General features: G+C 52.8%; 14 protein-coding genes. 4 read left to right on the top strand and 10 right to left on the bottom strand.

Going from position 1 to position 23,069, the window contains the following annotated elements:
- Window positions 1–47: 47 nt before the first annotated feature.
- Window positions 48–3,257 carry a DEAD/DEAH box helicase gene (locus JIN87_RS24510; protein ID WP_200358611.1) on the top strand — a complete coding sequence of 1,070 codons (3,210 nt, stop codon included), beginning with the start codon at window positions 48–50 and terminating at the stop codon, window positions 3,255–3,257.
- Window positions 3,258–3,294: 37 nt separating this feature from the next.
- Here JIN87_RS24510 and JIN87_RS24505 read toward each other — a convergent pair whose 3' ends face one another.
- The 6 genes from JIN87_RS24505 to JIN87_RS24480 form a co-directional block, all read right to left on the bottom strand.
- The gene (locus JIN87_RS24505) at window positions 3,295–5,598 is read right to left on the bottom strand and encodes a hypothetical protein (RefSeq protein ID WP_200358609.1); all 2,304 of its coding nucleotides are present in this window, start codon (window positions 5,596–5,598) and stop codon (window positions 3,295–3,297) included.
- 182 nt (window positions 5,599–5,780) lie between these two features.
- On the bottom strand, window positions 5,781–6,488 hold the full coding sequence (locus JIN87_RS24500; RefSeq protein ID WP_200358607.1) for an SDR family oxidoreductase: 708 nt from the start codon (window positions 6,486–6,488) through the stop codon (window positions 5,781–5,783).
- 113 nt (window positions 6,489–6,601) lie between these two features.
- On the bottom strand, window positions 6,602–7,843 hold the full coding sequence (locus JIN87_RS24495; protein WP_200358605.1) for a glycoside hydrolase family 117 protein: 1,242 nt from the start codon (window positions 7,841–7,843) through the stop codon (window positions 6,602–6,604).
- Window positions 7,844–8,033: 190 nt separating this feature from the next.
- Window positions 8,034–10,757, bottom strand: a complete 2,724-nt coding sequence (locus JIN87_RS24490) for a carbohydrate-binding domain-containing protein (RefSeq protein ID WP_200358603.1) — start codon at window positions 10,755–10,757, stop codon at window positions 8,034–8,036.
- Window positions 10,758–10,833: 76 nt separating this feature from the next.
- Complete coding sequence (locus JIN87_RS24485) at window positions 10,834–12,009, bottom strand: glycoside hydrolase family 117 protein (RefSeq protein ID WP_234033602.1); 1,176 nt, start codon at window positions 12,007–12,009, stop codon at window positions 10,834–10,836.
- An 18-nt stretch (window positions 12,010–12,027) separates the two neighbouring features.
- The gene (locus JIN87_RS24480) at window positions 12,028–13,803 is read right to left on the bottom strand and encodes an arylsulfatase (RefSeq protein ID WP_200358601.1); all 1,776 of its coding nucleotides are present in this window, start codon (window positions 13,801–13,803) and stop codon (window positions 12,028–12,030) included.
- Window positions 13,804–14,358: 555 nt separating this feature from the next.
- Here JIN87_RS24480 and JIN87_RS24475 point away from each other — a divergent pair.
- The 3 genes from JIN87_RS24475 to JIN87_RS24465 are packed head-to-tail and all read left to right on the top strand — an operon-like array spanning window position 14,359 to window position 17,114.
- Window positions 14,359–14,817 carry a DUF4174 domain-containing protein gene (locus JIN87_RS24475; protein WP_200358600.1) on the top strand — a complete coding sequence of 153 codons (459 nt, stop codon included), beginning with the start codon at window positions 14,359–14,361 and terminating at the stop codon, window positions 14,815–14,817.
- A gap of 17 nt (window positions 14,818–14,834) precedes the next feature.
- On the top strand, window positions 14,835–16,379 hold the full coding sequence (locus JIN87_RS24470) for a cryptochrome/photolyase family protein (protein WP_200358590.1): 1,545 nt from the start codon (window positions 14,835–14,837) through the stop codon (window positions 16,377–16,379).
- On the top strand, window positions 16,380–17,114 hold the full coding sequence (locus JIN87_RS24465) for an SDR family NAD(P)-dependent oxidoreductase (RefSeq protein WP_200358588.1): 735 nt from the start codon (window positions 16,380–16,382) through the stop codon (window positions 17,112–17,114). It abuts the gene before it with no gap.
- 42 nt (window positions 17,115–17,156) lie between these two features.
- On the opposite strand, the gene JIN87_RS24460 is transcribed toward JIN87_RS24465, so the two are convergent.
- From JIN87_RS24460 to JIN87_RS24445, 4 genes are all read right to left on the bottom strand, one after another.
- On the bottom strand, window positions 17,157–18,218 hold the full coding sequence (locus JIN87_RS24460; RefSeq protein WP_200358586.1) for a glycoside hydrolase family protein: 1,062 nt from the start codon (window positions 18,216–18,218) through the stop codon (window positions 17,157–17,159).
- A 77-nt stretch (window positions 18,219–18,295) separates the two neighbouring features.
- Window positions 18,296–19,345, bottom strand: a complete 1,050-nt coding sequence (locus JIN87_RS24455; protein ID WP_200358584.1) for a family 16 glycosylhydrolase — start codon at window positions 19,343–19,345, stop codon at window positions 18,296–18,298.
- Window positions 19,346–19,362: 17 nt separating this feature from the next.
- Window positions 19,363–21,213, bottom strand: a complete 1,851-nt coding sequence (locus JIN87_RS24450; protein WP_200358582.1) for an FG-GAP repeat domain-containing protein — start codon at window positions 21,211–21,213, stop codon at window positions 19,363–19,365.
- A 20-nt stretch (window positions 21,214–21,233) separates the two neighbouring features.
- The gene (locus JIN87_RS24445; protein ID WP_200358580.1) at window positions 21,234–22,838 is read right to left on the bottom strand and encodes a sulfatase-like hydrolase/transferase; all 1,605 of its coding nucleotides are present in this window, start codon (window positions 22,836–22,838) and stop codon (window positions 21,234–21,236) included.
- Window positions 22,839–23,069 lie beyond the last annotated feature (231 nt).

Here is a 23,069-nt window from a genome sequence, read left to right as displayed (position 1 = left end):
CTAAACGGAGACTTTTAGGTCTCACCTCCCCTCTGATCCGACCATTTATGTCTTCCGACGAAACGAATTCCTGGAAATCCAAGCTTGAGGACTCCCTCGGACGCTCCTTCACCTCTAGCGAGCGCCAGCAACTGCAAGCCCTCAGCGATCTCGCCGAGGAGTTCGAATGGCGCGAAGCGCTCTACGCCAAAGACCTAGAACCCTTCGATCCAGAAATAAAGCTCAAGGTCCCGGATCCGGGCAAATCCATCAGCGACGGCATCTGGATCAACAAGCCGGAAACCGAACTGGAACTGCTCCAGTACATCGCCTTCCTCCTACAACGTTTCGACGCCCCCACCCCCGCCTTCCTCGGCCCCGTCATCGACACCACCAACATCGAGCAGGAACTCATCCGCCGAGCCCGCGTCAAAGAAACCCAACTCTGGAAAAACCGCCTCGGAAACCTCTCCCAACGCAAATACGTCACCCCAGTCTCCACACTTGAGATACGCCTTAAACTCTACGGCAAAACCCTCAAGTGGGAAGGACGCCAGTCGGAAAGCGAACCCTTCGAGAACATCACCGCCAAAGACTTCGGCCAATGGCTCTCCAAAGACTTCGGCTTCCTCGAACGCTTCGCTCCCCAAAGCCTCACCCTCTGCGCCCTCTTCCAAGAATACTTCAAAGCGACCAACCGAGCCCGCATCGACCTGGAGAAGCCAGAAGACTGCGCCTTTCTCAACAAGCTCCTGCACCACCCCATCACCAAAGCCCAGATCGTCGGCTCGGACGACCAGCCGTTCAACGTATCCGATCGATCCTTACAGTGGACCGGCATCCAAAACGGCATCGGAGACGATGGATGCTACGTCTTGCAGCTAGAGCTCGAGGACCAGACGCAAGCCCCCTTCCCCCTCACCTACCTGGCAGGCGAGACCCCGCTCTACCTCTGCGGCGACACCCTCTACCACGGACCTCCGCTCCTTCGCCCCAACGAACGGCCAAACAAGCTCTTCACCATCCCCGCTGCCGCCGTCGAATCCCCCGAAGGCCTGCTCTTCCTCAGAAACCAAGGCCTCCCCCTTCCAGCAAACGTGGGAGACGACCTCGTCTGCATCCCCATGCAGGCTCGCCTCTACTGCCAAATCCGGAAAAACGACGACAAATGGGCCAAGAAAACCTACCTCGACTGTCGCCTGTATTCGGTCTCTCCTGACCAGGAGTTTTGGTTCCTGCTCACCAGCGACGGCTGGAAATCGGCCGGCAACCCGGAAGACGAGAGCGAAGCCACCACCCCACCCGATCGCACCCTCTTCGAACAGCCCCCCACCGACTACGTCCCCGAAGTGCTCGAATCCTTCGAGCTCGAGGAGGAAGAGGACGAAGGCATTTGGAGCCGCACCATCGATGCCGGCTTCGCCAAGGAGTTCATCGACTGGATCCAGGAGATTCCAGAAGACATCCAACTCATTCCAGACGACGAGCTCGACACTCTCGTCGACGGACGCCCCGCCGGACGCTACGCCCTCGCCGTATCCACCGACGAAAACTCCGACTGGTTCAACCTGAAGCTGGATCCCCAGTTCATGGATACCAACCTCACCGCAGAGGAACAGCAGCTCGTCATGCGAGCACGCGGCGAATACACCTACCTCCCCGGAAAAGGTTGGAAACGCTTCGAAAACGAAGTCGTCGAAAGCGACCGCAAGCTTCTCGATACCCTAGGCGTCCACTTCGACGACGCAGGCAGCGGCCAGCACGCCCTACACACCTTGCAGCTCGCCGACGCCAAGCTCGAAGAAACCGCCTTCGACGACATGCGGGACGCCATCCGCAAACGCTCGAAAGAACTGACCGCCAAAACCGCCGCCGCGGTGCCCAAAGGCATCAAATCCGAGCTCCGCCCCTACCAGGTCGAAGGTTTCAAGTTTCTCGCCTACCTCGCCCACAACCGCTTCGGAGGAGTCCTCGCCGACGACATGGGTCTGGGTAAAACCCTGCAGACCCTCACCTGGCTCACTTGGCTAAAACTCAACCGCCCCGCGGAAGAACCCTTCGCCTGCCTCGTCGTATGCCCAAAATCAGTCATGCACGTCTGGCACAAGGAAGTCGAAATCCACTCGAATCTGCTCAAGATCGCGATCTTCGATCCAGACGTCCATACCGCCGCCACCTGGCAGCTTGACGAGACCGACATCCTCGTCGCCAACTACTCCCAACTGCGTATTCGCCGCGACCTCTTCCACAACGTCAAGTGGACCGTCTCCATCCTCGACGAAGCCCAGTACATCAAAAACCCGACTTCCCAAACCGCCAAGGCCGCACGCGACCTCAAGTCCGAGTACCGTATCGCTCTCACCGGTACGCCCGTTGAGAACAAAGCGACCGACCTCTGGTCCATTTTCGCCTACGCCATGCCAGGCTTGCTCGGCAGCAAAACGTCATTTACCAAGCACTACAAAGAGAACGACCCGCAAACCCCTTCCCGCCTCGCTACCCGGGTCAACCATTTCATGATCCGCCGCAGCAAGAAGCAGGTAGCGACCGACCTCCCAGATCGCATCGAGGAGTCCCTCGTCTGCCAAATGGAAGGCGAACAACGAGACCTCTATCAAGCCGAACTCAAACTCACCCAACAGAAAGTCCTCGGAATCGACGGCCAGGCCGCCTTCGCCAAAGAGCGATTCAACATCCTCGCTTCCCTGCTTCGCCTGCGCCAGATCTGCTGCCACCCAGCGCTCATCAGCCCCGAATACAAAGAGGTACGCAGCGCCAAGCTCGAAGGCCTCATCGACCTCGTCACCGAACTACAGGACGAAGGTCACAAGGTCCTCGTATTCTCCCAATTCGTCGAAATGCTGAAAATCATCAGCGCCAAGTTCGACGAAATCGGCTGCAAGCACCTCACCCTCACTGGCCAGACCAAGAACCGGGAAGAGCTCGTCGACCAATTCCAGAGCGACGAGTCCATCACCGCCTTCCTACTTTCCCTCCGCGCCGCGGGCTCCGGTCTCAACCTTACAGCCGCCAGTTACGTCGTCCTGTACGATCCCTGGTGGAATCCAGCCGTCGAGGCTCAAGCGATCGACCGAACTCACCGTATCGGCCAGAAGAATACAGTAAACGCGTACCGACTCATCGCCAAAGACTCAGTCGAGCAAAAGATCCAGTCGCTCCAGCTCAAGAAGGAAAGCCTCGCCAACGAAATCGTCCGCGAAGAATCCCTCTCCGACATCCTCGATCTGGAAAACCTCAAACACGTCCTCAGCCAATAAAAGGAGGGCAATGTACCGTCATTGCCACCGTTCGACCTCAATCCTCTTTCAGCTCGCCATACTTCCGTTGGTACAGCTCCGCGTGTAGCTTCCTAGCCGCTGCCACCAAATTTGGATACGGAACGTCCGCCTGAGTGACAAAGCCTACATTGTAGTTTTCACCATCGTGAGCTCGTCCCGTAATCGGCGAATCGATGTATTGGAACCAATGAGCCCCCACTAGGTAAGGGTTATCGATCACGCTCTTCATGTAATCGGTCCACATCCTGGCACGGTCCTTAACATCCGAAGCATGAATGATCCCAGGGTGCGGACAACCTGTATCCGAAGACCCCATATGAAACTCTCCGATCAGGCAGGGCATATCGATCTCCTCCAGAAAGCCCCAATCCGCAGTACCGACATCTTCGCGGTAGTAGTTGACTCCCATTACATCAACGTAGTCGACCGCCGCCTTACGCACTTCACGTGTCATACCCCAAGTGGTCAAACGCGGGCCAAGATACATGTGGTTTGGCAATACGTCCTTCAGAGCTCCCGATACGACTTCGAAGTACTGGCGCGCGTAGCTTTCCATCAACACAGACAAATCCTCGACCATGCCGTCCGAGAGTTGACTGTCCTGAAAGGGAACTCCTTTAGCCAGTTCGCCCCATGAAGCGATCTCCGTGCCCCATGCCTTGTTGAGCTTCGCAATCCCACGGTGCTTTTTCTTGAGCGTTTTCATGAACGCTGCCTTGGCCGGACTCTCAGCTTCCGCCTTTGAAATCGCATCCAGTGCCAACGCATAACGACTGCGAACCGAGTTCTCGTTCCCCCAGCTCATCTCATTGTCAATGAAGACACCTATACACCAAGGACTTCCTAAAACTTCTTCGGCGATCGTTTCCGTAGTGACTCTCGCCCTACGAGCAAACTCGGGGTCGAACGGATCCGGCATCGCCCCCCAATAATCGTTACCCGAGCTAAGTGTCGCATACTCCCCAATGATCCAACCATTGGCAAAGTACGGAAAGCGTTTGGAATGATAGAACTCAGCGGCAGCCCAGTTCCCAAAAGAAGTGAACCCCCAGTCGAGCATTCGATCCAATGTGACATCGCGCCATTTGGCTATAAACGAATTCGGGTAAGTCTCCCCATAACGACGCTCTAGGTTTGCCTGGTAAAAGCTAAAGGTCTGCCCGTGTGGAACCGGCCCATGGTGAGTTTTTCGGCGATAGCTATAGTGCTTCGCGAGCTTGTCATCATAGTCTGGCAACCAAGTGAAGAGGTTACGTCGCATCTCGTTGGATACAAAATCGTCTTCTTTGATCTCACGCGGTACCGCTACGATTCCTTGCGAATCCTCTGGAGTCACATCCTCCGGGTCTATGTAGCGCACCGAATCATCCCGATAATCGACCCCGGTAAAAGTCGAGGTATTGGCCATGCGCACATTTGCGATTCCCGAAGAGAAGAAGAGGTAGCCTTCAGGGTCTACGATAGCCCATTTGCCTCCAACTTTCTCGGTACGGAAGAATCCGGTGCCCTCAAGTTTCGGCCCTTCTTTCCAGCCCCCCCAGATACTCCTATCCTTCATGGGAGCAGATACTGCCAACGCTCGAAGCTCCGCATCGGCCAACTCCTTCATGTGCTCCTCGCTCTGCACTTTGTGCTCAAAATCTACCGACGCATTTTGACCAAAGGCATCGACGAACCCAAGCAAGGCATTTGGATCACGCTCCGGGCTGGAGACAAAACGAATGTTGTCGAGGATGAGGCTCTTGTCGAAAAGGTTGTTACGTACAAAAAAGCGGACCTGCTTTACCGAGGTGAAATCACCCTTCCGCTTGAAGCCCATCGAAACCATCTTGGTCGCATCGATATTCATCGTAGGTGGATCATCTCGCATGCCGAAGTCTTCAGAAACACCTTCGCCCACGAGCTCAAAGTAGTAGCTGCCGGAACTCTTAGCCGGAATACTCACCGCGCGATTCCATCCAGCTCCGCTTCCCGCTCGCAGCGAAACCTGCAAGTTAATGGAACGGTCACCGGGATTCGTCGCTTCAAATTGCATGTGATAGGCCCCAAGCCCCTTACAATTCCAGACCTCGTCTGTCTTGAACTCCACAACCGATGTCTTCTTGTCGGCTTTGAAATCGACACGCAGCGCCTTCTTTCCATCCGTCACTCCCTTTCCGGATACGACCCGTGCATCCGCGTCGATCGCTCGAAAGACAGGCTCTCCTTCGCGGCCTTCAAATGAGCTGAGCTCAACCAATCCGCTGGCATTTGCGGAGCTTACAATCCCCAACAATACCGAGCCTCCCAAGACAGCATAATTAAATTTCCGTAGATTCATAGTAACAATGTGTATAAAATTTTTGGCTACACAATTAACACGAACACAAGTAAGTGTAGGGCTGCCGCTTGCGGCATGCCGCATCTACCCTGCAATGCGGCGTGGCGACAAGCACCAGCCCTACAAAACAGAAAGTTGTCCCAATCGTACCCACCCCTTTAAGTAGATTTCAGATTGCCCCTCTACCTGGGAAGAGGTTCGCCTTCCGGACTCAGAAACGCCCCTGTGTCCTCCAACGACAGATCCGCGATCGTGGCTGTCATCTGAGCGACCCCTTCTGCAGGACTTAGCGGAGCAGCTTCGCCGCCCATCTGCGTTCGTACCCAGCCGGGGCTAAGAGACACCACTGTGATCCCTCGCTCTCGCAGATGCGCAGCCAAACGGTGGGTGAGCATATTCAAACCCGCCTTGCTGATAGCGTAGGCATCATACGGCCCCTTGTTGTCTCCATTGTAACTCATCGACGCCCAACCCGTAGAAAGCTGAATCAATTTCGACCCTTCTTTCAGCAGCGGAGCAAGAGCCTGAGCCAAAAGGGCCGGCCCGATTGTGTTTACCTCCAGGTTGAGTTCCAGAGAGCGGCGGCTCCATTCGCCAAAGGGTTCATTGTCCGAGACCCCCGCATTGCTGATGAGCAAGTCCAAGGCGACACCACACTCAGCCAATCTGCGGTAAAAGCTCTCAATTGATGAATCAGAGCCCAAGTCTAACTCCTCAATCTGTAAAGAATCAGTATACGTTTCCATCAATGCGTTCAGATCTCTCGCTTCATCGGGCTTGCGACACGTCGCGATCACATCGCACCCTTGAGTAAGGTAGTGCCTAACAAACTCTAAACCGATCCCTCGGTTCGCTCCTGTAACGAGAATTTTTGGGCAGGGGGAAATCATAAGATTGCATTTCGTATACAATTTTCAAATAAGGTCAAACACCTCCGAACTTCATCGATTAAGTGCAAAAAGAAAGGACGGCGTCCCCACCGTCCCATTCTTGAACTTGCGCCTTACTTACCCTTGATCCGCTCGAGCTGCTTCTTGCTGAGCCCTTGACGATAGTAGACGTCTTTTTTGTGATTCACGCGGTGCTCCTTCATCTCGGGATCATCGAGATCCAAGCTTAAGTCGCAGTCAAAACGCACCAGGATTGAGTGACTCTGCCCCTTGCCTCCTTGATGAATGAAGTGCGCCAGGCCCCAAGTCACTCCACGCCCATACTTGGTATTGGTGAACGCGTCCGGCACATAGGGAGCCGCTGCGTAAGGCATCAATTCAGTGATGGAAGCGATCTCGAAGTTCACGCCATCCTCGGAGTACTGAATCGTGTTATGCTCCGGACCATCCTTGTAAACGAGAGCTGCAATGCCTTCCTTGAATGGGAAGAGAGAGGTCTCATGCCCTGAAGTAATCACCGGGTTAAGCGGGTGCTTCTTAAACGGACCGAGTGGATTTTCTGCAATCGCTAGACCTTGCATGCGAACCTTGTGCGGATTCCTTCCGAAGTCAGACTTATAGTAGAGATAGATTTTCCCGTCGCGAACCAGTGGATACGGATCATGGATCGAGTACTGATCCCACTCTCCTTCTCCTCCATTCGGAATCACGATCTTGTTGTAGGGAGTCCAAGGTCCATCTGGGGAATCAGCCCAAGAAACAGCAACCGGACAATCGTCGCCACGCATGCCACTCGCTTCCATGAATCCTTGATAGTAGAGGTAGTATTTACCTTCCCAAACCAGGATATCAGTCGTCGTCACCGAGCGCCAACCGACAATCGGTTTCTCCGGGCGCGTGATGGCAACACCTTGCTCTTCCCACTCGAAACCATCCTCTGAGGTTGCGTACCAGATCTCTGACAAATCCCAGTCTGCCGAAGGAATTTTGTCAGTTGCCTTGCGGGCATTTCTCATACCGATCGGAGGCACTACGGTATGTCTTTTGGTATACCAAACATAGTATTTACCTTCGTGATACAAAATCTTGGAGGGATCACGTCGAGAAACAGTTCCATCCCCATTACTGTAATCAAACCCCTTGAGTTCAGTGTACTTGAACTGACTAAAAAGCTCGTTGTGCTCAGGCTGGGCAGCCGGATAGGAATCATAGATACGATGCATCGCGGTGCTCATTTCGCGATCCGGCTTTTCAAGGGGCATCTCGTAAGGAAACCCACCTTGGTTTCCGTTAGCAAAACCGGTTGCAGCCAAACCAACTGCGGCAATTGCAATTAAAGTAATTTTACTTTTCATCGTATTCAGTTCTTGGAGTTTAAATTGATTTTGACCGAAGACTTGGCCTTCGATTCAGCAAGACAGACAGCGTCACCTTTCTGATTGCATACAATACGCCATCAAAGCGGTGTCAACCGACCGAGCACTTCACCGATTAAGTTGATAAAATCGTCCATCAAATACCAAAGATATCCAATCCCAGCATCGGCTACTCGGCTGAGATGACCCGCATTCTGACAAACTGTGAACGTTCCTCGAAACGAAGCAGTTGCTCAACCTTGGAGAACCCAGCCCCCAAATCCGTCACGGAGTCACTCGCGATTTCCAAAGGCTGCCAACTTCCGGGAGAGAGATCCGGCGATGTCTCCAAAACGTACTGCAACACCGCATCCGCAGTGTTCGCCTGAAGAAACTGAATCCCCAAGTTCTGCCCAACTGACGTTAGCCGAGGACGAACCCCAACCGCCTTCGCGTCCGTTGGATCCCCGCCAAATGCGTATTCCAGCACGTTACTCACGTCATCCCCATCCGGATCAGCATGCATATCAGCATCCGCCCCAACGAGCTGATAACCGGTCACCCAGTCTTGGTAGCTCAATTCTGAAGCCTCATCAGAAAGCAAGGAGATCGAGTCTAGGTTTGTGCCGCCCGAGATAAAGTTAACACGCAAGCGACCTTTGCTCACACTATTCACAGTCACCTTCGTGGAGACCTCCTCGAACACATCCAAGCCGCCAGTATTTGGAATGGCCACGGTCGCTAACGCCTCCCCATCCAAGTCCACGCGAATCGAGCGATTCGCCCGTTTAGCGGACGTCTTCAGTTTCAAGACATAATCGCCCGGCTGCACATCAAGAGTGTACTCAAGCCACTCACCACCCACCGTCGAACCGACCGCAACCTCTTCACTACCGATAGAGAATAGATCAACGTTTTCCTCTCGATATACGCCACCTTCATTCCCGAGCGACAAATCGTGATAGGCAATCCCAGGCCCCCCTTCGTCGAAATCTTCTGCTTCGACCACGATATCAGAACCGGACGGCAGGACCTCGCCAAACGACAACTGTTTCAGACTGGACTCAATAGACGCCCCGGTACGCCACATGAAGCTTCCTTGTTCGATCGCTCCAATATCGGGAGCATCTCCAGCGTAGCCATCTGTAATTCCCTCAATGATACGTCCACTATCTATCGCAGTCGATCCTTCCAACAAAGTGAAATGCCCGCCCAAAGCATTCTCGAAATTGGCATCTTCATCTTCGGGATCGATGAAACCGCTATTCTGAAAATCAAAGCCAGCCTCCAAGTCGCCGAAAACGTCATCCATACTGCTATCGAAGATGTTGTTCCAGTGCTGGGTGCTAATACTTCCTCCCCTATCCCAAACACGGATACGGAAATCACAATTCCACGCCGTATTGTTATAGTAGCGAATTCCTGACTGCTGCGAATCACGAGGGCCGAGGTAACTGAACGCGCCGTCCTTCATGCTGCCAGGAACCTTATCGTTGTTGAAGTTCCAAGCGACATTGTGGTGAGCCGTGTAGTTCGAGGTGTCCTCGATATAAAACGCTACCACGTACTGTTTGTTGAAACCGGCATTCAGCAGGCGGAGCGTACTGCTATCGTGCAGCGTATTATAGGCGATGATCGAGTCCTTGAGATCTTTTCCGACCGACTCGATCGAGCCCGCGTCCTGCCCCATCTTCATGCAGTCGTAAAAGTCGTTATAGCGAATCGTGATCTTCTCGTTCGCATCAGTCCGAATGTGGAATCGTCCCGTCGCGCCAAAGGTATTATACTCGATCACCGTCTCGGCCGCCGATCGGTTGTGGATGCTCGAGGAAAAAATCGAGTACCAGCCATTATCCTTAAAGACGGAGTTCGTAACACGATTTCCACTACCGGAGTTAATATAGAGCAAATGCCCCCATGAATGAGCAAAATAGCAGGAGTCGATTTCGTTACGATCGCCTTCGATGTACACCCCGCCGACAGATCCATAATTGCTCGAGTACCCGGAGGTCTTAATGTACGGCTGAACAAACTCGAAACTGCAGTTCAGCAGGCGGCAATCGTCCGAATTCTGCAAAGTCAATGTGGCCGCATTTACTTCGATTCCATCAAGCACTACGCCGGAGCGGCCATTAATCACAAAGGCCTCCTCGCGAACTTGAGCCTCCACAGAAGCCCCATCAGGAGAGCCGCCACCGGGCTGCCAAAAATAGAGATAACCATCCTCGTGCCACCACTCGCCTTCGCGAGAAAGCGCGTTCAGGTGCAAAATGTAACCAGCTGCTCCGCCGCCCATGAACCACTCGTCATTGCCATTTATCCACTCGTTGGTCAGAGGGGTGCATGTCAGATCCTTGCCCGATGAGCTTAGAATATCACCCATGGTATTGGATCGAATACGCCCGGTGATCCCGCGATACAGCCCTCCCTGCCAATGATTGTCGGGAAAGTCCGCCATATCTGCGAACGTCACCCGTCGCGTATCACCGGTTTCATTGTAAGTCGTGCAAGACATGTATCCAGATTCTACCTCCACCGACATCATTTCGCCCGTCGCATTGTCCGGGTAACGTGCGATTTGCTGGTGTTTTCCTTCGAAGAAGACCTGAGTAAACTCATGTCCGTCCCAGCTCAAAGGAGCTCGGTAGATTTCGCCCGAATATTGAGACCAGTTGGTGACCAAGTCCGCACCACTCACCACAACCTGCTCATTTTGGTAACGCTGGAAGGTCAGGTCATCAGTCGGTACGACCACCCGCTCCCGATAAGTGCCGCCACGAATGAGGCACACATCTCCCGAACTCATTACGCTCGCAGCTTTCCCAATCGTACGGAACGGGCTTTCTAAGCTACCTGAGTTCGCATCATCGCCTTGGAGCGAAACATAGAAGTTCTCCCCCTTAGCAAATTGCATCGCAACGACCGACAAGAGCAGCAGCCCTGTAGATCGACAAGGTTTCGGCAAGATGAGCTTCACTGGCGATGCCTCGCTACGGAGCAAACGGTTTGTAGGACTCGAAACGGACGATGTAGTCCCAACCATCCTTGCGATCAAAAGCGATACCCCACTCCATGGCCGACAAAGGATCGTCGTCGTTTACGATCGAACGCACGATTCCCCCTGCATGAGGCGGTTTACTGCGCCCGCTTATCATCGCCTTGATCTCAAAATTCACGCCATCCTCAGCGTACTGGATCGTTCCCTTTTCAGGACCATCAGAGTTCAGCATAGCGACGATGCCGCCCTTGTACTTCCAAACGCAAATTTCGTGACCGCTGTTAGTGATCGGATTGTATTCCGATTTCACATACGGACCTTCTACATTGTCCGATATCGCAACGCCCCACTTGATCTCACGGCCTCCCATGGTCAGGCGTTCGCCCATCCGCTCCCCTTTGTAGTAAAGGTAGAATTTACCATTGTAGGGGACGATACAGGGATCGTGTACCTTATGGCTGTCGAACGAACCGCGAGACTTAACGAGGAAACGGTTGTCTTCTTCGGTGTCCCACTCGCCATCATCTGTCGGCGAAAGAATCGGCTCTGGCAAACGCTTAAACGGGCCTCTTGGCGAGTCAGAGATCGACATACCCACCTGGTTCTTCACGCGATTCGCGTAAGGAGCCTTCACGGTCTGGTAAACGAGATAGTACTTCCCCTCGTACGCCAAAACCTCAGGCGTAAACACCGAACGATCGTCATAGTCGCCGCGAGCCCCTCGTGAAACGGCTACGCCTTCTTCCTTCCAAGTCCACCCATCAGTCGAAGTAGCGTACCAGACCTCGCTCTTATCCCATGGAAACACTTTCTTCTCAGGGTCACCATTTCCAAATCCATGAGAGATGCCGGGCGACTTCGTGTAGTAAACGTAGTAGACCCCATCGACAAGGATCACCGAACTTGGATCACGGCGCGTTACACCTTCTTCAAACACAAGATCCCCCTTGAGATCGTGAGTCTTGAATTCGCAGAAAAAACTGTCGTCCTGAGCATAGTTTCGATCTAAAGCACGCTTCGACGCAGCACTCAGAGTACCGCCCTTGGGAATGGCAAGATACTCGTATACAGAATCAGGATACTCGTCGTAGTTTTTAGTCGTCATCTCTTCTTTTTGGCTGCAACCGATCAAGAACAAGGACGTGAGCAAAATGCTGGCTCGTTTCATAGGAATCTGGGGTGCGGATTAGCTTTCTCCTAGGTAAGTGATGTATGTGTAGTAGACGCCGTAGGCCTTCTTGCCTTCGATGAAATCGTTAGTGAGCAGCGTCTTCCCCTTCTCAAGGTTGAGCGTAAAACTCACCGCTTCGTCCTGTTCACCGATAGGTTTCTCCAGAATCTGGTTCGCGATTTCGATCCGCACCTTTTCAGGGGCGATCGTCTCGTAGGTGAACCAATTCTTTGGGTTCTCGCTGGGAACTCCGAGGATCGGCCCGGAACATTCCTTCGGCCAACGGCGGCACTCGATCAGGTACTTGCCGGGACGATCAATCTCAAGCGAGTGACGGTTGTTCTCACTCTTCAAACCAGCTGCCACTTGCTCGCACTTCCAGAAACCTGGGGCTTCACCAATCGCGTGTTGAATCGTAAGCTTCACTTCACGCTGGGCTTCGTTGCCTATCACGAACGCAGGGAACTCATTGTATTGAGGATTCAACTTCGCCTTAGCCACAAACGCAGCGTTCTGTTTCAGCAGCGATTGCACCAGCTCCGGATACTGAGCGGCGAGGTCCTTCTTCTGGGCAGGATCCTTCTCGATGTCGTAGAGCTTCGTACCGTTCACCAAACGCCATTTGTCCTTCACGATGCAGGTCTGGTTCACATCCATGGGCGGACGCCAATCCTGGCGACTGTGAACGAATATCGTGCGATCCTCCAACTCGCCGCCCTTGCCACGGATTACCGGCGAGAAGTCGATCCCGTCTAGGTCGAGATTCTTTGGCATCTTTAGTCCGCAAAGTTCTGCGAGTGTCGGAATCAAATCAACATGAGCGACGGCATCAGCCACGTCTCTGCCACCGTCAACCTTCCCATCCTTCCAACGAATGAAAAACGGCACCCGGTGCCCACCTTCCAGTCGGCTCCCCTTCTTGCCACTCAGACCCTTGTTGTAACCAAGCTTGAAATCCGGGCTAACACCGTGACCCGAACCATTGTCAGTGAAGTAAACGAGGATCGTATTGTCGGCAAGGTCCGCTTCTCTAAGGTGCGCTTCTAGCTTTCCGAAGTTCTCGTCGATGTTGGTAATCATTCCGTAGAACTCAGCGCTGTGGATCTTCTTACCGACGAGATGCCTGTAGGGCGCTGCGTATTTCTCATCTACATACAGCGGCCCGTGAGGCGCGTTGGTGGGCAAATAGATGAAGAAAGGTTGGTCCTTCGTATCACCGATAAACCTCATCGCCTCATCGAACCAAATATCCGTGCAATAGCCTTCGAACTGCTTCGGCTCATTGTTCACGAAATATGTGTCGTTAAAATAGTTGTTGCCCCAATAATCCGAAAGCTCGCCCACGCCGCCCGACATATGCTGCACCGCGACATCGAAACCGACATCCGTGGGGCGAACCGGGAAGTTATCCCCCAAGTGCCATTTGCCAAAAATCCCAGTTCTGTATCCGTTGTCCTGAAACAATCTCGCCATCGTAAACGGGTTACGGGAAAGAAAGTCGCGCCCTTTGTATGTCGCCCAAGCCCCATTATTGATCGGGTACTGCCCAGTCATCACCGCACCACGAGTCGGCGTGCAGACTGGACTCACGTGGAAGTCCGTCATTCGCACCGCATCCTCGTAGAAACGATCTATGTTTGGCGTATTGATCCAAGGATTTCCTTGGCAGCCCAGATCGCCAATCCCTTGGTCATCCGTGAGGATAAGAATTACATTCGGCTTTTGGCCGGAAAGAGCAGTCGCCGCTAAACTGGTGACCGCGAGCAGGAGGGCAAAAAGCTTCTTCTTCATTTCAAAACCAGGAGAGGGTTTCCACGCGACTGTTTCCAGACTCGGACGATGGTGGGGTGATTCATTGTTAGTTTCGGGGTGATGCAGGACCGCTATCTTGCATATTGTACGCAACATTATCTCAAAAAAAACACCGATGCAGTTAGGCCTGAGTTTCCGAAAACTTGGACTTCCAATCGCAACAGTGTGATTTTCCGTACAAATCTTCCCCAAAGCACCCTCTCTGTACAGCAAGCCCGGCGATTGAATAGTTAAGTATCCCTGTTCAAGAAATTCCGCATGGACATGTTTAAGCAATCGCCTCGAAAAACTTAAAATTTTCCAGACGAGTTGCGGCGTAAGTTACGTCTAAGCGGTGTAGATCGATTCAATACTATCCTGACAATTCGGACACCGCTCAGAACAGTGAACCACTTTTGGACTCTTAATTCGATCCAAACCGCTCCGGTCTTACTCGTAATTGGGCGTTTTCTGAGGCATAACTCAGAAATCAGGAAGACTGAACCTCATTTGAATCGATAACCACCCCCCAACTCCGACCTTCGACGACTTCTCATGAACGCCCTGATCGCACTTCTCGCAATGGCCCTAAATCTCGATCACGCCGAGCTGCAGCAGGAATCAACTGCAGATGGATTCGCAAGTCATCGACTCATCGCCTACGTCTTGTCAGACGAGACGCAGAAGACTTCTATCGAAGAGATGGCCCGAAAGTGGGAATGGGAAATAAGCGACCGGGACATCCTGATGGTGAACCTGGGCGATATAGAGATCGATACCGAACACTCCTTCAAGCTGAGCACCGAGGAGAAGCAACTCTGGAGACAACTCTGGCAACTCGACCTGGAAGAGAGCCGCTTCATCCTCGTAGGAAAGGATGGAGGACCCAAAGCGTTCCAACGTAACGAACTGAGCTGGCAATTGTTCTTCGACTTGATCGACGAAATGCCGCTGCGAAAAGCCGAGATGGAAGCGACCTACCGGGCCGCCCAGAAGGCTCGCAAGGACTCTTAGAGAGTCCCCGCCTTCCAATGCCCAAGCACCGACACTATCGAAGGTTAGTCATCGCGCTTGGGGATCAACTCTCCACCCGCTTGCCGAGTTTGAAGGGCTTCGACAAGTCTCGGGATGCAGTCTGGATGGCAGAGGTATCCGAGGAGTCGGTACACACGTGGAGTAGTAAAACTCGCATCGTCCTCTTCCTCTCGGCCATGCGTCACTTTCGTGACGAACTTCGCCAGAAGGGATACGTTGTCCGCTACAAAGAGTTCAGCGAAGGAAGCCTTTCCACGCTGCTAGAGGATTTTCTGGCGAAGAATGAGGTGGACGAGGTTCACTTAGTCCGCCCAGGCGAACACCGGCTTCTGGTCAACTTGAGCGAAAGCTGCTCAAGCACCCAGACGCCACTTAGACTCCACGAGGATACTTCCTTCTACAGCACGCCGGCGGATTTCGAAGACCACGCTCGAGGACGCAAGCAACTCCGCATGGAGTTCTTCTACCGGGAAATGCGACGCAAACACCAAGTGCTCATGGACGGGAAGAACCCTCGTGGTGGAGAGTGGAACTTCGACTCTCAAAACCGCAAAGCGTTTCCTCGCTCTGGCCCAGAACTTCTCCCACCCAGAAAGCGTTTTCCACCGGACGACACCACCAATGCGGTAATCAAACTGGTGAACGAAAAGCTGCCAAACCATCCTGGAACTTGCGAGGACTTCGACTGGCCAGTCACCAGGGAACAAGGGCTCGCAGCACTGCAGAACTTTATCCAGGACGAGCTAGCAAGATTCGGCAAACACCAGGACGCGATGTGGGCGGGCGAGCCCTTCCTTCATCATTCTCTGATATCCTCTTCTCTGAATCTACATTTGATCGATGCGGATGAAGCCGTATCTGCAGCGGAACACGCTTACAATGAAGGGCTCGCTCCTATCGAGTCCGTGGAGGGCTTCATTCGCCAAATCCTTGGCTGGCGTGAATACGTCCGCGGAATCTACTGGAGCTACATGCCCGAGTACCTCGAGAGAAACGCCTTCGAAGCGGAACTTGATCTTCCTGATTTCTTTTGGACCGGCAACACCGAGTACAACTGCCTTCGCGATACAATCTCTCAAACACTGAAATTTGGATACGCCCACCACATTCAACGACTGATGGTCACCGGACTCTACTGCCTACTCCTGGGCGTACATCCGAAAAAAGTCCACCAATGGTATCTTTCTGTCTACGTAGACGCAGTCGAGTGGGTTGAACTTCCCAACACTCTGGGCATGTCCCAATTTGCAGACGGCAGTGTCATGGCTTCGAAACCCTACGTCGCGACAGGGCAGTACATCAAACGCATGAGCAACTACTGCTCTGGCTGCAGGTTCGACCCGACCAAGCGTACCGGCTCCGATGCTTGCCCGTTCACAACCTTGTATTGGGATTTCCTGACGAAACACCGGGTTAAACTCCACTCCAACCCTAGGATGCGAATGCAGCTTCGCAACCTAGACCGAATCGATACCGCCGAGCTGCAACAGATATCCCTGCAAGCCGCAGCGATCCGCGAACAAAGAGAACTCACCACTTAAATGGCAAATTACGCAATAATCGGCGCTGCTGGAGCGATCGGCAGCGCACTCACCTCTCGCCTGACCGACCAGGGGCACAATGTCTTCGCAGGCGTTCGCGATCTTTCCACCGCAGCGGGGCTTACGGAAAGCCAACAAGTGAAGGCGGCCGAAATTGATGCCACTGACTGGGATGCATACGCTCCGTTCTTCAAAGGGATGGAGGCAGAGTTTGGTTCTATCGACGGGCTCGCCATATGCGTGGGGTCGATCCTGCTCAAGCCGGCTCACCTCACCAAGCAGGCAGACTACCAACAAGTGATCAGTTCGAACCTCACACCCTGCTTCGCCGCTCTCCACAGCGTTGCTCGGCGCATGATGAAAACCGGAGGCTCCATCGCGTTTTGCTCTTCCGCAGCGGCACGGCACGGCTACCCCAATCACGAAGCGATTGCCGCTGCCAAAGCGGGAATCATTGGCCTCACCTTATCGGCGGCCGCCACCTATGCGACCTATGGAATAAGGGTAAACTGCGTGGCCCCAGGATTGGTAGACTCCAAGATGGCCCAGCCCATCGTCCAAAACGAACCTTCGCTCAAGGCTTCCCAAAACATGCACGCGCTCGGTCGGATCGGAAATCCCAAGGAGGTCGCAAGCGCCCTTTCCTGGCTGCTCGACCCAGAGCAAACCTGGGTCACTGGTCAAGTCCTAGGAGTCGACGGCGGGCTAGCCACAGTGCACAGCAAACGCGCCTAGCAGGCAGACCAGAAGGAGCATTCGCCGACAGGCGAACCAGCACTAGTTCTCAGGAACAAACCGATCCACTGGACGGATCACGATGTAGTCATGTCCACGTTGCTCGATTCCCACGCAAACGAGTAACGCTTCAACCTCACCTTTATCGTTCACGTAAACCTGAGGCCGCTCGATCCGACTCACCTTCAAGCCCTCTTTGCCTCCAACAGGAATCAGCTCATCCTGAGTCCAAACTGGCTGGTCTGAGTAGAGCTCGTAATCGATCCCATCTTTGGACGTGAAATAGATCACCGATTTCATGGTCCCGGTAACCTTTCCTTCCCAATCCGTGCAGATAACGTTGTACCTATCATTGGCCCACCAGATTGTTGGATCCTCTAATTCTAGATCGTAAGGCAACCGATTCCCCTCGTCCCCAAAAGTCGTATACGGACCGAGCACATCCGCAGCCGCATGGGCTCGCATATAGGCATCCCATCTCCCGTCTTTGGTCGGCTTTGGCTTAAACTTGGAAACCATGTAGGCCCTCCCATCTTCATGAACGTACAAGGCCGGATTGTTAGCTTTCACAATCGGCTCAGCAACGGGCTCCCATGGACCTTCGATCGAGTCTGCAAATGCGAATCCTGTCTGCCAGCGTGGAATCCCCAAATGATAGAGCAGGAACCGGTCTCCCGACCGCGTGATCTTTGGATTATGAATACCTTTCGTCGCCCAAGGATGATCCTTCGGATCGAGCACCACTTCTTGAAACTCATAGGGACCGAATAACGACTTCGAAGTCGCTCGAATGACATGACTCTGCATCCACCCTGACTCGAAAGAGTGGTCATCCGCCTTTGGCCAACGCGAGCAAAAGAGATGGTAAGTCTCTCCTACCTTAATCACGGACGGATCCCAAAGCGCAAAGCCGTCCATCTTAAAGATCGCCGTTTCCGGAACCGGCTTCAGGGCGTCCCTCAAAGGATTGCTGCCACGATACGTGACCTGAGCATCGGCGGGAAGCGTCTTCCCGACATCATAGCCGGCCCAATCCTCAGCCAACAAAGCAGTTTGAAACAATGCGATTAGATAGAGCGATAAACAGGAGTGGAATCTCTTCATGACAGCAGGATATGAGCTCTACCATCGGCAGGCCCATACACTCGCCAGATTGCTCCTTCTGCTCCCGTCGTCAACGCTTACTCAGACTGCTCCATATGCTCAGAGCGTTGCCAAACCCGTACATACTCAATCTCGTAGTCGACTACACCATCGTCCTTCTCGCCTTCTGGGCTATTGCGTTCGAGGTCTTCCTTGGAATCTGGATACCCACGCCATGGAAAAGATTCGGAGTCGAGCCAGAGGTGCATGGCTTTCTCGATCACATACCCCTTCTCGCGACCCTTTTCTTCTTTGGCCCACTTCTCGATATCTTCGCGCGATGCCTCGCTAAACAGTTTCCCATCTATGAAGTAACGGATCCCAGTCTCGGTCCATTCGAAGCCGTAGGTGTGAAAACCATCCGCCACCCGGAAGCCTAAATCCTTCTTCTCCGTGTAAGTGACGTTGTTGCCATTTTCGTGACCAAACTTCGGATCCCAATCATGGATCGTCCACCAAAGCTCCCTGTCGCGATACTCTTGCCCCTCGATGCGGTGGCTCCCGAAGTGCTCGTAGATATCTAGCTCCAGCTCGGTGTTGTTACGCTGACCATTCTCATACTCGTGCCGAGTCATCCAAAGAGCGCTCGATACCTCTGCATCCGCGGCTTTAGAGAGTACCTCGATGTATCCATATTTGAACAGCTTACGATTTATGACGGCGGCCGTGGTGATGTTGGCGTAATCGTACTTAACGTTGTCCAAGCCCGGCTCCGTACTGAAGGGAAAGTCCGGTTCCCAGCGGGTCTCCAGTTTCAACTTCCCATCCTCAAGACGATAGTTACGTCCCGAAAATTGGGCAGGAGCTCGGCCAATCCATACTTCGCGGTCAGGATGATCAGGGTCCTTATAAACGGGTTTTCCATTTTCAAACTTCCCAACGATGAACCAACGATCTTCGTCCAGATCCGCCTCTTCGAACTCATCGCTAACCACTGTATTCAAAATCCAACCGCCCTCATTATTAGGATCGCTCAAAGGGAGAACTGATTGATCTGATTGAGTAACAGAATCGGAGTCGCAACCGACAAGCAGCAGAGAGGCGATCAACCCCGCAAACGAGAAACAATACTTGGTGCAATTATTCATCTTACTTGGTATTAAAATTAGAAAGAGAGAACCGAGTTAACTGAACCGACCGTCTTCTCGAAGGTCTCACCATTGCTGAGCAAAACCGTGACCGAAACCGGCCCCTCATAGTCGCCAAGCCCAAAGTGCACGAAGCGATCAAAGCTTCTCGCATAGGGAGCTCCATCCGATCCGGCACGCTTCACTTGCTTGGCCTTACCTGCTTCAATCGATACGAGAGCCCCAAGAGAACTCGCTTTGCCCTTGGCTGGGGCCCCAAGATCAACGAGAAGGTAATTTCCTTTGGCCAACTTCTGATTCTTAAACAAGTGCCATTTACCGCGCTCGTTACCGAGCAGAACATCGACCTTCCCGTCTTTGTTGTAGTCATAAGCTTCTGCTCCGAACCCAATCGCTCCAAGCTCGGGGGAAACGACTCCATGAGCGCTCGCCTTTTTAAAGGTACCATCGCCTTGATTAAGCCAAAGAACAGACTCATTCTTCGTAACCAGGTTTCCACGACGGATAACGATAAGGTCCTCAAAACCGTTGTTGTCGAAATCCCCGGTGGCGACTCCGTTTGAATGCCCTGGAATTCCAAGACCGACCTTCTCGCTCACATCGACAAATTTCCCGCCTCTATTCTCGAGTAGGACATCAGAGGGTCCGTCTTCTCCCAAAGAAGCCGGCAATCCCTTTACTCCATGCACAACGCCGGTCATCGGCGAACCCGCTTGTGCCACAAAGCGCCATTTTTCGTTCCCCACAAATCCGAGATACAGCCCTTTGTTGTTGAGATGGTCTGGCCATCCCAAGGTGTCACTGTTTACGAAACGAATATCTTTCCCTGAGTGCGTCTCGCCTTCGAACGTGTAGGAGTGTGCCGGCTCGCCTGTGAAGATCTTCATGTTGGGCCAAGGTGATTGGAAATTCTCCAGTCTCATGACATCGCCGATGGCCACATCCTCGAACCAAACATTTTCGCGAACCGCCTTGAATCCCCAAACTTGCGTTTCCGGATCATAAAAGGTCGCCCCTGACTCGATCTCATGGCCTCGCGTCAGAAAGATGTCGAAGTCACCATCGTTATCGTAGTCTATCTCAACAGCTCCGGTTACACCCTGTATTTTACCTTTAAATACAGTTTTTCCGACCTCTACATAGGTCAGATCCCCATTTCCCCGAAATGCTCTAATCGCTCCCTCTCCGTACAAAATCAGATCGTCGGTACCGTCATTATCGAAATCGGTGATCAATACCTTCTGCCCATTTCGTCGAGTGTAAGGTAGTGTCGATTCCAATACCAATCCACCTTCACCGTTGTTCTTGTAGATGTAGTTCTCGCTCGCCCCGTTCTTCTCTCGGGACGGAAAGGCAAAGTTCAACAGATCGAGATCCCCATCATTGTCACCATCGAGTAGCTTGACAGTGCGGCCGCGCATATAGGCCAGCGGCTCATCAAACTCTGGCATGCGCTCGAAGCTGCGATCCTTACCGACCTTATAGATGACTGAGTTACGGGCATTGCTACCCGAGCCACCGCCACGCGAGACGACCAACTCGTACAAACCATCCTGGTCGTAATCACCGATCGTCACACCGTGAGAGTCGCCCATCATCAGATCCCATGGCTTTGCATAACGACCCTTTTCATTCCAAACGATCTGGATCGCGTATCCATGTTCGTTGAGAACCATGTCAACCCAACCGTCCTGATCGAGGTCCGCCACGATTGGAGTCTCCCACTTCCGAAGATTTTTATCCGATGTCGGGAAATCCTTTCCTGCGGTTACGAAACCAGTTGGCACCGAATCAGGCTCAGCCTGTAAACTTGGAATCGAAAGCACGACCGCTAAAGCCGATAGTAATGGAATTTGAATACGCTTCATTTTAACCTAAAGTCTGAAAACTATTCGGAAGTCAGGGCCGTAACTGTTCCTCGACGCCTATCGAGTTCACGCACTCCTTTTGATTTCCGAATTTTCTCCAAATGCGAGGCCAACTCGCCCGCCAACTCTGGATACTGGGCTATCACATTAACTTGCTCACCGGGGTCCTTGCTCAAATCGAACAGACTTTCCTCCTCTGGCCAGAATCCAGTTTGGCCTCTTATTTTCTTTGCCGGGATGTACTTCCAATCTCCGAAACGCAGAGCGATACCTCGTCCTTCCTCAATCGTGTATTCAAGCCCTTTGAGATCCTTTCCCAGAAATGCATCCAGGGTATCCCGACTGTCTTGTGCTTCGTCCTCGGCCAAGTCGATTCTAAGAAGGCGAGAGAAGGAGGCGATGAAATCGATTTGGTTGACCAGCGCATCTGTAGTGGCTGGATCAACACGTTTCGGCCAACTAATCATCAAAGGCACACGAGTAGCACCTTCGTAAATCTCGTACTTACCGCCACGCCACTTCCCTGAGGCATCATGCCCATCTCCTGCATGCGGAGAATACAGCGAAATAATCTCAGTCTGCGAATACGCATCTGCATGATGGGTTGGTCCATTATCGCTGGTAAAGACCAGAATCGTGTTCTCCCGGAGCCCGTACTGCTCCAGCGAATTGACGATCTCCCCTACCGCCCAGTCCAGTTGCACCATTGCATCTCCGCGTGCTCCGAGATTCGTCTGTCCTTGGAAACGCTCGTTGGGAGCGTTCGGGATGTGGATATCTTGTGCTGAGTAAAAAAGGAAGAACGGCTTATCTTTGCTTTCCTCAATAAAATCGATCGCCTTGCCCACAAATACATCCGTGGATGTGTAGTCATCCCACAGAGCGGCCTTTCCTCCGGACATGTATCCGATACGACCAATTCCATTCACCACGCTCTTGTAGAACTTCTCCTTGGGATTCAACTCACGAGCGTTAGGATACTGTGTGCTTCCTGGCATCTGAACCTCCTCCAACGTATCTCCCACATAGATCGGATCTTCAGGATCGTAGTTCTCGACGTAGTGCCCATCCACATACACGCAAGGAACTCTATCATTTGTCGTAGGCAAGATATAGGCTGAGTCGAAGCCCAACTCCAATGGCCCCGGCTTCAACGCTCCATTCCAATCAGGGCCAACGCCCTTTTCCCCGATCCCTAGGTGCCATTTTCCTACGATTCCCGTACGGTAACCCGCTCGCTTCAGCATAGCGGGCAGAGTCAACATGTCGGTTGTTATCAATGACGGTGCGTTCGGGGGAGCAATGGCGACTCCCTTGCGAAACGCATGAACACCGGTAAGCAGGGAATACCTTGAGGGCGTGCAAGTCGCAGCAGAACTGTGGGCATCCGTGAAATTCAATCCCTCTCCCGCAACTTTGTCTAAGTTTGGCGTAAGTATCCTTGGGAGAGAAGTGTTGCCACCATCTTCAACGTTTACGCTAACATCTGCAAAACCGACATCATCTCCATATATTATGACGATGTTTGGGCGTTCATCTCCTTGAGATGCGCTTGAAAGAGCCGCCGTATAAAGCGAAATGACAATAGATAGAGCTAAATGAGCTAAACGAATTGGGGAGAACATTCTAATGAGGGGTGAGCGAGCTCTTGATACAGCGGAACGGAAAGGCCGGTTGATCTACCCAACCAACCAGCCCTCCCGCTACATGCGTGAAAACTAGAGGACACAGAACTCACGAGCGTCCCTAGAAAGAACAAATAATCCTACGCTGGGATTGTAATACAGAAGAGCACCCAAACGATATGCACTTATCCATCTCGAATCTGTAGATTCTGATATTACAAGGTGGGTCGG

Origin of the sequence: Pelagicoccus mobilis (genome assembly GCF_016595505.1) — a bacterium.
GTDB lineage: Bacteria > Verrucomicrobiota > Verrucomicrobiia > Opitutales > Opitutaceae > Pelagicoccus > Pelagicoccus mobilis.
The sequence above is the reverse complement of the archived record's forward strand: the minus strand, read 5'-3'. Positions and strand labels throughout refer to the sequence as shown.